At 36.3% G+C, this 15532-nt stretch carries 16 protein-coding genes; 12 read left to right on the top strand and 4 right to left on the bottom strand.

The annotated features are described in order from the left end of the window. The coding region (locus BMY85_RS14660; RefSeq protein WP_143066405.1) for a class I adenylate-forming enzyme family protein at positions 1-436 on the top strand (436 nt) is incomplete at its 5' end. Positions 437-635: 199 nt separating this feature from the next. Here the strand turns inward: BMY85_RS14660 and BMY85_RS14665 are convergent. After that, positions 636-824 carry a hypothetical protein gene (locus tag BMY85_RS14665; RefSeq protein ID WP_092479063.1) on the bottom strand — a complete coding sequence of 63 codons (189 nt, stop codon included), beginning with the start codon at positions 822-824 and terminating at the stop codon, positions 636-638. 41 nt (positions 825-865) lie between these two features. After that, a complete protein-coding gene (locus BMY85_RS14670; protein ID WP_092479065.1) occupies positions 866-2305 on the bottom strand; it encodes a carbon starvation CstA family protein in 1440 nt (479 codons plus the stop codon). Between the two features lie 368 nt (positions 2306-2673). On the opposite strand from BMY85_RS14670, the gene mreB reads away from it, so the two are divergent. From mreB to BMY85_RS14710, 8 genes are all read left to right on the top strand, one after another. Continuing rightward, the gene (gene mreB, locus BMY85_RS14675; protein ID WP_092479067.1) at positions 2674-3663 is read left to right on the top strand and encodes a rod shape-determining protein; all 990 of its coding nucleotides are present in this window, start codon (positions 2674-2676) and stop codon (positions 3661-3663) included. 60 nt (positions 3664-3723) lie between these two features. After that, positions 3724-4500, top strand: coding sequence for a flagellar basal-body rod protein FlgF (flgF, locus tag BMY85_RS14680; protein WP_092479069.1), 777 nt, complete (start codon positions 3724-3726; stop codon positions 4498-4500). A 15-nt stretch (positions 4501-4515) separates the two neighbouring features. Next, positions 4516-5331 (top strand): flagellar basal-body rod protein FlgG, encoded by an 816-nt coding sequence (gene flgG, locus BMY85_RS14685; protein WP_092479071.1) that lies wholly within the window; start codon positions 4516-4518, stop codon positions 5329-5331. A 45-nt stretch (positions 5332-5376) separates the two neighbouring features. After that, positions 5377-5721, top strand: a complete 345-nt coding sequence (locus tag BMY85_RS14690; protein ID WP_092479074.1) for a rod-binding protein — start codon at positions 5377-5379, stop codon at positions 5719-5721. A gap of 67 nt (positions 5722-5788) precedes the next feature. Next, the gene (gene recD2 / locus BMY85_RS14695) at positions 5789-8077 is read left to right on the top strand and encodes an SF1B family DNA helicase RecD2 (protein ID WP_092479094.1); all 2289 of its coding nucleotides are present in this window, start codon (positions 5789-5791) and stop codon (positions 8075-8077) included. A 129-nt stretch (positions 8078-8206) separates the two neighbouring features. Further along, positions 8207-9121, top strand: a complete 915-nt coding sequence (locus BMY85_RS14700; protein WP_092479076.1) for a nucleotidyltransferase family protein — start codon at positions 8207-8209, stop codon at positions 9119-9121. Continuing rightward, the gene (locus tag BMY85_RS14705; RefSeq protein ID WP_177180812.1) at positions 9114-9860 is read left to right on the top strand and encodes a ComF family protein; all 747 of its coding nucleotides are present in this window, start codon (positions 9114-9116) and stop codon (positions 9858-9860) included. The genes BMY85_RS14700 and BMY85_RS14705 overlap by 8 nt, the downstream gene beginning before the upstream one ends. A gap of 11 nt (positions 9861-9871) precedes the next feature. Continuing rightward, the gene (locus BMY85_RS14710) at positions 9872-10273 is read left to right on the top strand and encodes a flagellar protein (RefSeq protein WP_092479080.1); all 402 of its coding nucleotides are present in this window, start codon (positions 9872-9874) and stop codon (positions 10271-10273) included. Between the two features lie 52 nt (positions 10274-10325). Here BMY85_RS14710 and BMY85_RS14715 read toward each other — a convergent pair whose 3' ends face one another. Both BMY85_RS14715 and BMY85_RS14720 read right to left on the bottom strand, forming a co-directional pair. Further along, positions 10326-11165, bottom strand: a complete 840-nt coding sequence (locus BMY85_RS14715) for a CvfB family protein (RefSeq protein WP_092479082.1) — start codon at positions 11163-11165, stop codon at positions 10326-10328. 10 nt (positions 11166-11175) lie between these two features. After that, entirely contained in the window at positions 11176-11880 is a 705-nt protein-coding gene (locus tag BMY85_RS14720; RefSeq protein WP_092479084.1) for an acyl-[acyl-carrier-protein] thioesterase, read from the bottom strand. Between the two features lie 137 nt (positions 11881-12017). On the opposite strand from BMY85_RS14720, the gene BMY85_RS14725 reads away from it, so the two are divergent. The 3 genes from BMY85_RS14725 to BMY85_RS14735 all read left to right on the top strand — a co-directional run bounded on the left by BMY85_RS14725 (position 12018) and on the right by BMY85_RS14735 (position 15192). Continuing rightward, positions 12018-12395, top strand: coding sequence for a RidA family protein (locus BMY85_RS14725; protein WP_092479086.1), 378 nt, complete (start codon positions 12018-12020; stop codon positions 12393-12395). Positions 12396-12437: 42 nt separating this feature from the next. After that, a complete protein-coding gene (locus BMY85_RS14730; RefSeq protein ID WP_092479088.1) occupies positions 12438-13382 on the top strand; it encodes a CPBP family intramembrane glutamic endopeptidase in 945 nt (314 codons plus the stop codon). A 418-nt stretch (positions 13383-13800) separates the two neighbouring features. Next, the gene (locus tag BMY85_RS14735) at positions 13801-15192 is read left to right on the top strand and encodes a C40 family peptidase (RefSeq protein ID WP_177180813.1); all 1392 of its coding nucleotides are present in this window, start codon (positions 13801-13803) and stop codon (positions 15190-15192) included. Positions 15193-15532: the final 340 nt, after the last annotated feature.

Here is a 15532-nt window from a genome sequence, read left to right on the forward strand (position 1 = left end):
AAACCAGGAAGCAACTGACGCAACTATTGTTGATGGCTGGATTCATACAGGAGACTTAGGTTTCTTAGATAAAGAAGGTTATTTGACCATTAAAGGAAGGAAGAAAGAGCTAATTATCCGTGGAGGAGAGAATATTTCTCCTAGCGAAATTGAAGATGTAATTCGTACCTATGCAATGGTTCATGACGTAGCAGTTGTTGGCGCACCTGATAAAGTGTTAGGTGAGGAAATTGCAGCATTTATCCAAATGAAGCCAGGAGCAAACTATATTAAAGAAGAAGTTATGGAATATATCAGCCAATGCCTGCCAAAATTCAAAATGCCAAAGTATGTTTATATGGTAGAAGAATTCCCAATGACAAGCACAGGCAAGATCTTAAAGAGAAAATTAGTAGAAATGCTTAGCGACCAGGAAGCAATGAGCCGCATGGCATAATCTAATAAATAAACTGGCATAGTCTGATAAATTTATGTTTGTTCGTTGATTTGATTAAGGAAATGCATGCTAAGTAAATTCATAAAAAAATATCCTCTGGAAACTATTATTTAGTAACCAGAGGATATTTTTTTGCTGGCAGAAGTATCTGTGGACTGCCTGCCATTGTTAGATGATGCGCTTTCGTGAGAGGTTTTTACTAAGTTGCCGCATGTATTTTGGCCTTTTCTTCTGCTTCTTGTGCTTCCGCCTCTGCTACGATATCTTCCAGAACATGAATTAAATCATGAATGGAGTAGAGCTGAACGTCTCTTTCTAATATCGCATTTTTCAGATTAACGGATAACGTTTCAAATTTATCACGAATTGCTGGTGCCACATAAGACATATCATCACCTCGATAAACAGTATAACCGATTCTTTTTTGTTCTATTCTTTTGCTTTTTTACCTGCAGTAAATAAAACAAGGATACAGTAGATTAAAGCAAATATAATACCTAAGATGTAAGAAGCTTTGAGTGGAAGTCCAAAACCAATTTTGGCATTTATGATATAAGTTGCAATGATAAAAGAATAAAAAGCACCTGGAATCAATGCAATTATAAATGGTTTCTTTGCTTTAAACAGGTATACGGTAATGATTGCAAAAGCAAAAATGGAGATTGCCTGGTTGCTCCAGGAGAAGTATCTCCAAAGAATATTAAAGCCTGTAGCATTTAATTTGGAGAACAATAAAATAACAATTACAAGAGCACTTAATGCCAGACATAAAGCAAGGCGGTTCTTCTTTCTGGATTGATCAAATTTAAGGAAATCAGCCACAATTAAACGTAGAGAACGAAGGGCGGTATCGCCAGTAGAAATAGGCAAAACAATAACTCCAATAATGGCGATCATACCACCGATTTTACCAAGCATGTCTTTGGCAACAAATCCAACCATGCCAACAGGGGTAAGGCCATTAGCAGCTTTATACAGATTCATAGCACCCATAGCCGCTGCAGCCCAGATCATAGCAATAAATCCTTCCAGGATCATCATGTTGTAAAAAGTAGTGCGTCCTTCTTTTTCGTTCTGTACACTTCGGCCAATTAAAGTAGACTGGGTAGAATGGAATCCAGATACAATACCGCACGCAACCGTTACAAAGAAAACTGGCAGAATTGGAGTTCCATCTGGATAAATCCCTTTCCAGTTTGAGATGGATAAATTCGTTAAGGAATATCCCTTGGCAAATAAACCGATAAAAATACCAATAGCAGAGATTAAAAGGACTCCACCAAAGATAGGATAGATTTTTCCGATAATTTTATCAATTGGAAACAGAGTGGCAATAATGTAATAAAAAAAGATAACGCCATAGATAATCCAGATGACAGGGTTATGTATTGTTACATCGCCAATATTAAGAAGCTGTGTTGCGATTAAGTCACCAGGAGTTGTTACAAATACGGCAACAACTAGAAGAAGCAGTAAGCATAAAAATGCATTATAAAAGCCAAAAGCCGTTTTGCCTAAATATTTTTTGACAAGTCCAGGCATCTGCATGCCGCCTTCACGGATAGAAATCATACCTGAAAAATAATCATGTAAAGCACCGCCGAATACACAGCCGACAGGTATAAGTAAAAATGCAATAGGTCCAAATAAAATACCTTGGATAGGTCCAAGGATAGGTCCTGTTCCAGCAATATTTAAAAGCTGAATCAGACAGTTTTTCCACTTTGGCATAGGTACATAGTCAACACCATCCTGTTTTGCGATAGCAGGTGTTTTTCGATCATCAGGTCCAAAACTTTTTTCGCAGAACTTACCATATAGCAGGGCACCAGCGAAAAGAATCATGAGACCTATTAAAAAAGTTAACATGTTACATCCTCCTTTAGTAATAAAAAAATTTCGTGTTTATTATACTACCATTGCAATTTTATGTAAATAATGGTGTTTTAATGAGGAATGCACAGAAAAAAATTTCTAAAAATATCTTGGAAAAATTGTAGATATTGTATATAATAAAAGTGATTGCGTTTGTAAAAAAATATATTGGAAAAAATAGGCGCAAACAGAAGAAAAAAATGTTTAATTCATTTTTGAATGGTGAAAATTAATATGAGTTAACGGATTTTATTTACATTCGTAACTTGTGAGAAGCTGAGGATAGAAAGAGAGTGCCTATGCACTTTGTTTTATAGAAAGATTATCGAAGTTGGACAGAAATTGAAAGGAGTATTATCATCATGTTAAGTTCTGATATTGGAATTGATTTAGGAACCGCAAGTGTTCTTGTATATATAAAAGGAAAAGGCGTTGTGCTGAAGGAGCCATCAGTAGTTGCATTTGACAGGGATACGAATAAAATTAAAGCAATTGGTGAAGAAGCCAGATTAATGTTAGGCAGAACCCCGGGAAATATTGTTGCAGTAAGGCCTTTAAGACAGGGAGTTATATCTGACTATAATGTTACAGAGAAAATGTTACGATATTTTATACAGAAGGCTGTAGGCAAACAGCGTTTTAAAAAGCTTAATATTAGTGTATGTGTACCAAGCGGAGTAACTGAAGTAGAAAAAAAAGCGGTTCAGGATGCAACATACCAGGCTGGTGCCAAGCATGTAGAGATTATTGAGGAACCAATTGCGGCTGCCATAGGAGCAGGGATTGATATTACAAGACCATGTGGAAACATGATTGTTGACATTGGTGGTGGGACTTCTGATATTGCAGTTATTTCTTTGGGAGGAACTGTTGTAAGTACATCCATTAAAATCGCAGGAGATGATTTTGATGAAGCAATTGTTCGTTATATGAGAAAAAACCATAATCTGTTAATTGGCGAAAGAACAGCTGAAGATATTAAGATAAAGATAGGTACAGCTTATCCGAGAATACAAGCAGAATCTATGGATGTTAGAGGAAGGAACCTTGTTACAGGCCTTCCAAAAACAATTACTGTTACGTCAGAAGAAACAGAGGAGGCTTTAAAAGAAGCAACTTCTCAGATTGTAGAAGCTGTTCACAGTGTTTTAGAGAGAACTCCACCTGAATTAGCTGCAGACATTGCAGACAGAGGAATTGTATTGACAGGTGGCGGAAGCCTGTTAAATGGTCTGGAAGCATTAATCGAAGATAAAACAGGAATTACAACTATGACAGCAGAAGATCCTATGACAGCAGTAGCGATTGGAACTGGTAAATTCGTTGAGTTCCTTAGTGGAAAAAAAGAATAATAAATTCGTTCCGGGCCTGTGGAAGGTGCAGGTCTGGTAACCATTGAAAGGAGTTGTGAGATGGTTAGAGGATTATTTACTGCTTATACAGGTATGAACAATGAGCAGAGAAGGATGGATGTATTGTCTAATAACTTAGCTAATGCAGCTACAGTAGGTTACAAAGCGGAAGGGGCTACCAATCAGAGTTTTGATGATATGTTAGCGATTAAAATTAAAGATTCATCAGAATTAGGAATTGACAGATCCATCGGAGATGTATCTCTTGGAGTAAAGGTGGGAGAGGTTTATACAAACTTTGCACAAGGCTCGTTAAGAGAAACTGGCAATACCTTTGATTTGGCAATTGACGGTCAAGGTTTTTTTGCGGTAAATGTAGTGAACAAAAATGGCGATAGCCAGACAATGTATACAAGAGATGGAAGTTTTAAAATGACAGCAGAAGGTTTCCTTACGGATTCAGAGGGAAATAAGCTGATTGGTTCTGGCGGTTTTGTACAGGTGCCAACTAATTCAGCCAGTATTTCTATTGATTCTTCAGGTGCAATTTATGCTGATCAGCAATATATAGATACAATTCAACTAGTCGATTTCGAAAATTATGACTATCTGGCAAAACGTGGGACTAATCTTTATCAGGCAGTAGATGGAGCACAGACAAAAGATGCTGCTGGTTTGATTCGACAAGGCTACACAGAACAATCCAATGTAAATTCCGTATCAGAGATGGTAAAATTAATTACAATAACAAGAGCATATGAAGCAAACCAAAAAGTTTTACAGGCATTTGATTCCACATTACAGAAAGCTTGTAATGATATTGGCAAAGTCAGATAAGGGGGAAAATAATATATGGTAAGATCTTTATGGACGGCTGCGTCTGGAATGTCTGCACAACAGACATATGTTGATACAATTTCTAATAATCTTTCGAATATAAATACAACTGGGTATAAAAAAGAACAGGCAGAATTTAAAACATTGCTTTATCAAAATCTGCAGACAAAGCAGACAGATAATGAGGGGAATCCTAAACCAGTATCAGCACAGGTAGGTTTAGGTACTAGAACAGCTGCAATTACTTCGCAGTTTACTCAGGGAAGTTTAATTGCGACAGAAAATAAAGCGGATTTTGCTATTGAAGGAGAAGGCTTTTTTATGGTTCAGCTTCAGGATGGAAGCAGAGCTTACACGAGAAATGGGTCTATGAAATTTATGATCGGTACAGACGGATTAACTCTTGCTGATTCAGATGGCAATCTGGTACTGGATTCTACAGGAAGCCCAATTACATTTCCAGAGGGGATATCTTCGTCCAAGATAACAATTGATTCAACTGGAAGAGTATTATATCCAGATGAGAATAACAATGATGCACCAACTGGAATTCAGATTGGCCTGGTACAATTTGCGAATCCGGCAGGATTGGAAAAAGTTTATGGGAGCATGTTAAAGGAAACCGCTGCTTCTGGAACAGCCGTTCTGGAATATGAATCAGATGGTATTACGAAAAGCAAAATCCATCAGGGATATTTAGAAGCTTCTAATGTACAGGCGGTTGACGAAATGGTAAATCTGATTGTAGCTCAAAGAGCTTATGAAATGAATTCAAAAGCTATTACAGCATCTGATGAAATGCTGAAGCAGGCAAATAATCTTAGACAATAAACGTCATGTGCGTTAGGACGGTTATAAGGTCAGATTGGAGGAAAAATGTCATTATCTATAGATGGAAACGGTTTTTTAAATGTGTTACAGTCTACAGGGACGATTCCGAATGAAAAAACAGAAAACATTGAGAGAACTTTAAGTAATGCAAAGCTGGAAGAAGCCAAAGATGAAGAATTAATGGAAGTATGTGAGGATTTTGAGACATACTTTGTGCAAAAAGTGTTTGAAGAAATGAAAAAAACGGTTCATAGTTCAGATGATGAGAATAGTTATATGAAGTATATGGGTGATATTTACACACAAGGTCTTGCAGAAGAAGTCACCAAGAGTCGGGATATTGGTCTTGCAAAGACACTTTATGAGTCTATGAAAAGAAATGGTTTATAAAATATTTGGAGTGCCCATCTTTGGGTGCTCCTTTGCTTTATAAGAAAGTTAGTCGCTTGTAATGCAGATGCGTAAGTGCAAAAGCACTTTGGTTATATTAATAGGAATTGAGGAGAAGATAGTGGCAGAAATATTTCAAGGATATGTGGAGAAGATTGTATTTCGGAATAAAGAGAATGGATATACGGTATTAGGACTTGCTGCTGATAATGATGAAATCACCTGTGTAGGAACATTTTCTTACATTAATGAAGGAGATTTTATAGAGGTTCGTGGTGAGGTAATTGCCCATGCTGTCTATGGAGAGCAGGTAAAAGTAGAGAGCTATTCAATTAAAGAACCAGAAGATAATTTATCCATAGAACGTTATCTTGGTTCGGGTGCAATTAAGGGGCTAGGACCTGGATTAGCTGGGCGTATCGTGAGGAAGTTTGGAAAAGATACTTTTCAGGTTATTGAGAACCAGACGGAGCGGCTTGCAGAAGTGAAAGGCATCAGTATGAGAATGGCACAGGAAATAGGGATTCAGTTCGAAGAGAAAAAGGAAATGCGTAATGCCATGATCTTTTTACAGCAATACGGCATAAGTCTTGCTTTTTCCGTAAAAATAGTTGAAACTTACGGTCAGTCCTTATATGAAATTATAAAGCAGAATCCATATAAGCTGGCAGAAGACATATCTGGAATAGGTTTTCGTCTGGCAGATGACATTGCAGCTAGAGTTGGTGTTATGACGGATTCAGATTACCGTGTCAAAGCAGGAATACTTCATGTACTGACACAAGCAGGTAATAATGGCCATGTGTACCTCCCAAAAGAAAGAATGTTTTCCTTAGCAAAAGAGCTACTAGGTGTGGAAGATGATAAGATAGAACATCAGCTGATGGATATGGTAATGGAGAAAAAGATTGTTATAAAACAGGCTCAGGAAGAAGAAAGGATATATTCATCCGCTTATTATTATACAGAGCTGAATGTGGCGAGAATGCTTTTAGATCTGAATATACCATACACTATTTTAAGAGAAGAAATTGAAAAACGTCTTCTGAGTTTTCAGAAATACCATAAAATTGAATTAGACGAGATGCAGAAAAGTGCAGTAATTGAGGCTGCAAGAAATGGAGTTCTTGTTGTGACTGGTGGTCCTGGTACTGGAAAGACGACTACAATTAATGCATTGATTCGATTTTTTGAATCGGAAGGCATGGATATTCTTTTGGCAGCACCCACAGGGCGTGCGGCAAAGAGGATGTCTGAAACAACAGGCTACGAAGCACAGACCATTCATAGGCTGCTTGAAATATCAGGTGGTAAAGAAGGTTCAGACAGAGGTACTCATTTTGAGAGGAATGAAACAAATCCATTAGAGACAGATGTAATCATTATTGATGAGATGTCGATGGTAGACATTAGTCTCATGTGCTTCTTGCTGAAAGCAATAGTTGCTGGTACCAGATTAATTTTAGTAGGGGATGTAAATCAGCTTCCAAGTGTAGGTCCTGGCAATGTCCTAAGAGATATTATTGATTCCAAAGCGTTTCCAGTTGTGAAACTGACAAAGATTTTCAGGCAGGCAGCAGAAAGTGATATTATTGTGAATGCCCATAAAATCAATGCCGGACAATCCATTGTCATGGACAATAAAAGCAAGGACTTCTTTCTTCTTCAAAGGGATAATGCCAATGTCATTATTAACGTCATGCTTCAGCTGATTACGCAGAAACTGCCTAAATATGTAGATGCAACACCTTACGATATTCAGGTTCTTACGCCAATGAGAAAAGGAGAACTTGGAGTAGACAGGCTTAATCAGGTTTTGCAGCAGTATCTGAATCCTCCTAGTGAGGATAAAACAGAGAGAGAAACCAGTCAGGGGCTTTTCCGTGAAGGGGATAAGGTAATGCAGATAAAAAATAATTATCAGATAGAATGGGAGATCCGAAATGACAGAGGGTTCCAGCTCAATAGCGGAACTGGTGTCTTTAATGGAGATTGTGGTATCGTTCGGGAAATTAATACTTTTGCAGAAACATTAACTGTAGAATTTGAAGAAGGAAAAACAGTACAGTATGGATTTGCAATGCTGGACGAACTAGAACTTGCCTATGCTGTAACGATTCACAAATCCCAAGGAAGCGAATATCCAGCGGTTGTCATGCCATTATTAAGTGGTCCTCGTATGCTTTTTAACAGAAATTTATTGTATACGGCAGTTACAAGGGCTAAAAAATGTGTTACTATAGTCGGGAAGAAAGATACTGTTGAAATGATGATTGCCAATGAAAGTGATTTAAGGCGTTTTTCAAGTCTTGATTTACAGATTGAATCGATGTATGAACCTGCAATTGGAGAGTAAACCAAGAATATACGTGCATTTTCTTGGAAGATAGGTTATAATTAGAATAAGACGGTTAATACATTTTAATGAATTAAAGAAGAAAGGACATCATTCGTCAGGAAGATATGATGATTTGGTGAGAAAATTATGGGTAATAATATTTTAGTTATCATGGCGGCTGGTATGGGAAGCCGTTTCGGGGGTATCAAGCAGCTTGAACCAGTTGGACCAAGTGGCGAAATTATTATGGACTATTCCATATTCGATGCAATCAAGTCAGGATATAAAAAGGTTGTATTTATTATTCGAAAAGATTTAGAGAAAGACTTTAAAGAAGTTATCGGAGACAGGCTTGCAAAGCATATTGAAGTAGAATATGTTTTTCAGGAATTAGATAATCTTCCAGAAGGATTTACACTTCCGGAAGGAAGAACAAAACCTTGGGGAACAGGCCAGGCAATTATGAGCTGTATCGGTGCCATAGATGCACCATTTACTGTAATAAATGCAGATGATTACTATGGCAAAGAAGGTTTCCGTATTATTAACCAGTTTTTAAATCAGCCATCTAAGTCTGATAAGAAATATCATTTCTGTATGGCAGGATTTTCACTGGGAAATACACTAAGTGAAAATGGAACGGTTACAAGAGGCGTCTGTTCTGTAAATAAAGCGGGTGTATTGGAAAAAGTTACAGAGACACATGAGATTCGTCAGGCAGGGGACAAAGCAATTGCTACAGAAGATGGAAAGGATTTGGAACTTTCGTTAGACTGTCCAGTTTCTATGAATATGTGGGGCTTTACACCAGATTTTTTAGATGAACTTCAAGGCCGTTTTGTAACATTTCTTGAAAATGTAAAAGAAGGCGATTTAAAAGCAGAATTTCTTTTGCCACAAATTGTAGATGATTTAATCAAGGAAGGAAAAGCAGAAGTTTCTGTTTTGAATACTAGTGACAAGTGGTTTGGAGTAACTTATAAAGAAGACAAACAAGTTGTTGTAGATTCTTTCCGTAAGCTTGTAGATGAGGGACAATATCCAGAACGTCTTTTTGATTAGGAGTGAAGACAGTACGGTTTGGCATGATAAAGTATTAGATATTGTATTTCCAAGAAGATGTGCTGTCTGTGGTGATATTTGTATTCCTAACGGACAGTTCGTCTGTGGAACATGCAAATCCAGGCCTGTAAGAATATCAGAGCCTAGATGTAAAAAGTGCAGTAAACCAATTGCAAGTGAAGCATTAGAGTTTTGTTATGACTGTACAAGGAAGGATTTTCATTACAAAAGAGGAATGTCTTTATGGCTATATGATGAGGTTATGAGACAATCCATTGTCAGGTACAAATATAAGGGCGGCAAGGAGTATACTAGATATTATGCCCATGAAGTGGCAAAATATTTGGGAAATGAGATAAAAGAAATGAAACCAGATGTGCTTTTGCCAGTTCCAGTACATAGAACAAGGAAAAAACAAAGAGGATATAATCAGGCAGAATTATTAGCAAAAGAAATCGGCAGGTTATTAAATATAACGGTATTGCCAGATGCCCTGGTTAGAACCATAAAGACTCTGCCCCAAAAGGAATTGAGCAGCATAGAACGAATGAAGAATCTGGAAAGGGCTTTTGCTGTTTCCAAAAACTATGAAGAGACAATAAGTAAGTTTCACAAACTCATATTAATTGACGATATATATACAACAGGAAGTACAATTGAAGCATGCACAAAGGTTTTACAGAAAGCTGGAGCAGAAGAGGTGTACTTTGTAACTTTATGTATCGGAGAAGGATATTAGGAGGTGTAAAAATGGAAGTAAGAAATTGTAGAGACTGTGGAAAGCTGTTTAACTATATTGGATCTGTTCCACTTTGTCCAGCATGTATGAAAAAGCTGGATGAAAAATACGCTAAGGTAAAGGAATATATCTATGATAATCCAGGTGCAACTATAAATGAAGTTTCAGAAGCAAATGAAGTTTCTGTTAATCAGATAAAAAAATGGGTTAGAGAAGAGAAGCTTAGTTTTACAGAAGATTCGCCAGTGGGAATACCTTGTGAAGGCTGTGGAAAGCAAATCAAGACAGGTCGTTTCTGTAAAGAATGTAAAATAAGAGTTGCCAACGAAATTGAAAGTTTTAGGGAAAAGCCACAGATTGTTGGAGTGAAAAAAGAGAAAAAAGATAGTGCAAAAATGAGATTTTTGCAATAGGCTAAGCATATATTAAGGAGCATTTCTTATGAAAGAGATGCTCCTTTTCTGATTATTTTACTGTATAAATACCATTCGATTTAATTTCAATTTTTTTGTCTTTGTATAAACGACCAATAGCACGTTTAAAGGCATTTTTGCTCATTTGAAAATGTTCCTTGATTTCATCTGGTGAAGACTTGTCGTGTAGTGGCAAATAACCACCTGATTTCATAAGCTCACGGTAGATGATTAAAGCGTCAGAATCCATTTGTACAAAAGCCTTTTCCTGAAGGCTTAAATCCAGACGGCCATCTTCTTTTACATTCGTAACTCTTGCAGTGATTAATTCACCAGGCCTTAAGTTTTTGTGCAGTTCTTTGTTGGGAATCATAGCAGAGTACTTGTTATCTACTGCTACATATGCACCAAAACTTTCAATGATTTCGTATACAACACCATTTACACGGTCATCTTTTTGGTAAGGTGCATTATTTTTAAGATACTCATATACTTTCATTGTTGCACATAAACGACTTGATTTATCAAGATAAAGTGCCACTAAAATCTGCTGTCCTGCTTTTAGTGGACGTGTCTGCTGTTTGTATGGTAAAAATAAATCCTTGGTGAGTCCCCAGTCTAGAAACGCACCGATGTTATTGACTTCTTTAACGGTTAAGATACAAGTGTCACCTAACTCCATAGGAGGGAACTTTGTGGTGGCGATAACACGATCTTCAGAATCACGGTAAATGTATACAGATACTGTTTCGCCAACTTGCATCTCTGGCGTGGTTTCTCCTTTTGGCAATAGAACGCATTCCTTTGCATTGCCATCTGGATCGATAAGGTAAAGACCGAATTTGGTTTCCTTAGCAATTTCTAAAGTTTGGATTTTCCCGATTTGTAACATGTTTGCCTCCTTAATTTACAAATTCCAAGACAGCAAATGGTTTTTCATTCGCATCATTGAGGGATATAGTACATACCGAACTGTCTGCATGTACTGCAGGATAAATAATGTCACCAGTCTTTGCTGCATTACGATATTCTACACGGATCTCAGTGGGGTGAAAATGTTCTGGCAGATAATTCTTAGCAAGCTTAACGTATTGGCCGTTATTTACATGATGATTACTATCAATGTAGGAAGGTAGGACCGGAACAGGGTCAAGCTTGTCCATTTTATCAGGAAGCTGGATTTTTCCTTTTTTATATTCCATATCCAGTTTAGGATCTATTCCATATGGTAAAGAATCTTCTTCTTTTACACGAACAGGTTTCTGTTGTTCCATATTCATGTAAATCCAGGAAGAATCAGCAATAGCACAAAGTTCCCCTTTTCTATCTGTCAGTGTAAAGTTGCGATATCCCATAACCCCTTTAATTGCATAGGGATATGTAGAGATCGTTACAGTTTCATAAATTTTGGGATAACGAATCACCTTGATTTGCCAGGAACTTAAAATCCAGGCTTTCTTATGTTCTTGAAAATAAGAAAGTCCAAGGCCGACTTCTTCAGAATGAAACATGCTGATGTCTTGAAAATAGTTAATAATGGAAGATAAATCAAGATGTCCAGATGAATCGGTTTCGCTAAATCGAATACGGCTTTTAAAACTATACATGATGTTCTCCTTAATACGTGATTCTATTATTATATCATTTTTAGGGAAAAAAACTAGTGAAATAGAAAAAAAGATGCGTTATAATGGAAACATATTGTTTTAAGAAAAAAATGTAGAAAGAAAGGTCGTTGTTAAGTATGAAAAATATAGTTCGTACAGATAAGGCACCACAGGCTATTGGACCCTATTCACAGGCAATTGAATTTAATAATATGATATTTACCTCAGGTGTAATTCCGGTAAATCCAGAAACCAATGAACTGGTTCAGGGTGGAATAGAAGTACAGGCAGAACAAGCGATTCGTAATCTTGTGGCACTTATAAAAGAAGCTGGTTCTAGCATAGAGCAGGTTATTAAAACAACAGTTTTTATTAAAGATATGAATGATTTTGGGATCGTAAATGAGATTTATGCAAAATACTTTGAAAAAGACTGCCCAGCTCGTTCTTGCGTTGAAGTGGCTAGATTGCCAAAAGATGTACTAATTGAAATTGAAGCAATTGCATATAAATAAGTTAAGTCTTTCAGCATAAATAAAGTAAAGAGTGGATTGGTTATGAAACAGATTAAAGAAATTAATGAACTGTTTTTAATAACAGTTGTTACTGGCATAGCTGGCTCTTATGTTGCTGCGTTTTTGGGGATAAACCGTGCAAGTCCTTTTGCATCTGTTTTCTTTAACCAGCTGGTATTAGCTTTGCCTACGGTTCTTTATGTTATAACGAGCAGAATTCGCATAAAGGATTTATTCCGGTTTCGAAAAATTAAAATAGGAACTATATTTCTGGCTATTTTGTTTACATTTGCTATTACGCCATTGATGCAGGTGGTAAATCTTGTTTCCATGCTGTTTGCAAAAAATGAAATAGCAGGTAAAATTGATTCTATAACAGAAGGAAGGCCATTTATTTTAAGTCTTTTTGTCATTGCAGTGGTTCCTGCTTTCTTAGAGGAAAGCGTTTACAGGGGAGGGTTCTTTAATGTTTACAGCAGGAAATCTCCTTTAAAAGCAATTGTGTTAAGCGGACTGCTTTTTGGGCTGATGCATTTGAACTTTAATCAGTTTTCCTATGCATTTGTAATGGGAATGATATTTTGTTTTCTGGTAGAAGGTACAAACTCTATTTATACAACTATGCTTGTGCATTTTGTAATAAATGGAACATCGGTTATCATGCTTTATGTGGAACCATTTCTTCAAAAATGGAGTGCACAGTCTGGTAAAAGCATGCCTGTTACACAAAATATAAATGATTTAAGTAAAGGAGTTATTCTGGCTGGAATACTGGTGTATGGAATGGTTGCCTGCTTTACAACGGTAATAGCTGTGCTTTTATATATAGCTATGGCAAAGCATGAAAACAGATGGGAACATATAAAAATGATGTTTCGAGAGAGCCAAAAACAGCAGGTGAATGAGCAAGAAAGCTTTGTATCAATGCCTTTATTGATAGGAATTATAATATGTATTGGTTTTATGATTGCCAATGAGTTAATTTAAGAAAAAGACTGTTAATAGCAAAAAGCTGTTAGCAGTCTTTTTGAAGGTTAGAAATTTTCCGAGCTGTAAACTTTATATATGTATTATCGCAGAATTTGTAAAGGAGAATAGGTAAATATGGATAAGACAATTGTATTATAAGGGGAAACAGGGGAACATGTACAAGATTGTGTGAGAATTAAGTTATTAAGTGCACTTTGTTTAGAAAATAAATCGAATTGTAAGAAGAACTATATATTTTTGGAATGCTGACTTTTAAAAATGTTACAAAAAATACAGTAATTAGAGACATAGGCGTATAAGTACAGCATTTGTCATAATATTATTGACACTATGTCATGAGTTTGTTATAATTGTTACGAAATAATTAAGTGAAATGTAACAAATTTAAATGGTTTTTAATATACGGAGGAAAGTAATGAAAAGTAATAGATTAAAGGTTGCCCTATTTAGCACTGGTTTAGCAATGTCAATTAGCGTATTCGCATTGCCAGAAGCAGTAAGCGCATCAGCATTATCAACAGACAAAGCATTAGCTGGAATTTCTCTGGTTCTTGATGAGTTTTGTGGGGAAGAAAACGTAAAAGAAGTCAAGGTTAAGAATGTTGCAAGTGCAGGAACAGTAGAAAATGGCACTGCCACAGAAGAGACACAAAAAGTGAAAGAAACAGCAAAAACAGTAAAAAAGGCAGAGAAAAAAGAATCCAAATATGCAGATATGGGTATTTCTATTGCTAATAACTATGTAAATATTAGAAGAAAGCCAAATACAGAAAGCAGAATATTAGGAAAGCTGTATAAAGGTTCTGCAGCTACGATTATTAAGAGACAAGGTGACTGGGTTAAGATTAAATCTGGTTCTGTAACTGGATGGATTAACTCAGATTTCTTGGCAATTGGTTTTGATGCAGAAGAATTAGAAGGCAAATACGGTACAAAGTGGGCAACAATAACCACAACTACTTTATTTGTCAGAGAAAAGAAAAGCACGGATTCAGCTGTTTTGACAATGGTTCCTATTGACGAAACATTTCAGGTTAGAAAGGAATACGGTGACTGGGTTAAAATCGTTGTAGATGAAGGGGATGAGGCTGATAGTGCAACTGTAGGTTTTGTATCAAAAGATTATGTAGATTTAAGTGTAACATTTGAAGAAGCTATTTCTATTCAAGAAGAAAAGGCAGAAGAACGTAGAAAGGCTGAAGCTGAAGCGGCTTTAGAAGCAGCAAAGGCTGAGCAGGAAAAACGTGAACAAGAGAAACGTGAGCAGCAGCAGAGTTTAGTAAGTTCTTCTAATACGAAAAGCAGTTCATCAAGCAGTAACAGATCAAGCAGTTCATCAAGTTCTAACAGTGCTTCATCAAGTAATACAAGCAGTGCTAGTTCTTCAAATAATAGCAGGCCAAGCAGTTCATCCAATGCAAGCAGTTCTTCTAATACAGGAAGTTCTAGTGCATCAGGTTCTGCAATTGCAGCTTTTGCACAGAAGTTCATTGGTAATCCATATGTGTATGGTGGGACAAGTTTGACGAATGGTACAGACTGTTCTGGTTTTTCTCAGAGCGTATTTAGAAATTTTGGAATTTCCATTCCTAGAACATCGTCTTCACAGTCTGGCAGTGGTAAGAGCGTAAGTGTTTCAAGTGTACAGCCAGGTGATTTAATCTTTTATGCTAGCAATGGCAGAATTAATCATGTTGCTATTTATATTGGCGGTGGCCAAGTTGTTCATGCTAGTAATGAAAGAACTGGTATTAGAACATCTAACATGTATTACAGACAGCCATCATGTGCTAGACGTTACTGGTAGTATTATTGTAACTATATAGAAAAAAAACAATTCAAATATTCTATATAAAAATAAAACCCTTAGCATTTATATGCTAAGGGTTTTGCAGTATCTAAAGTTTAAAAGCATTATCTTGATAATGAAAAACAAATCTAAAATGCTTAAAAATAGTTTTATTTTGAAAATGATAGAAAAATCAACCAAATCTTATTTGACATTAAATATTTGCTAGTGATATACTAATGTAGTGATTATTTATAAAGTTATAGGTAATTGCGAAACTACCTTAAAATCTTGTCTGTAGCAAGATTAAATATCAGTAAAACTAAAAATATCAATTTACAGTTATAAATTGATACAA

This window comes from [Clostridium] polysaccharolyticum, from assembly GCF_900111595.1.
GTDB lineage: Bacteria > Bacillota > Clostridia > Lachnospirales > Lachnospiraceae > Clostridium_AI > Clostridium_AI polysaccharolyticum.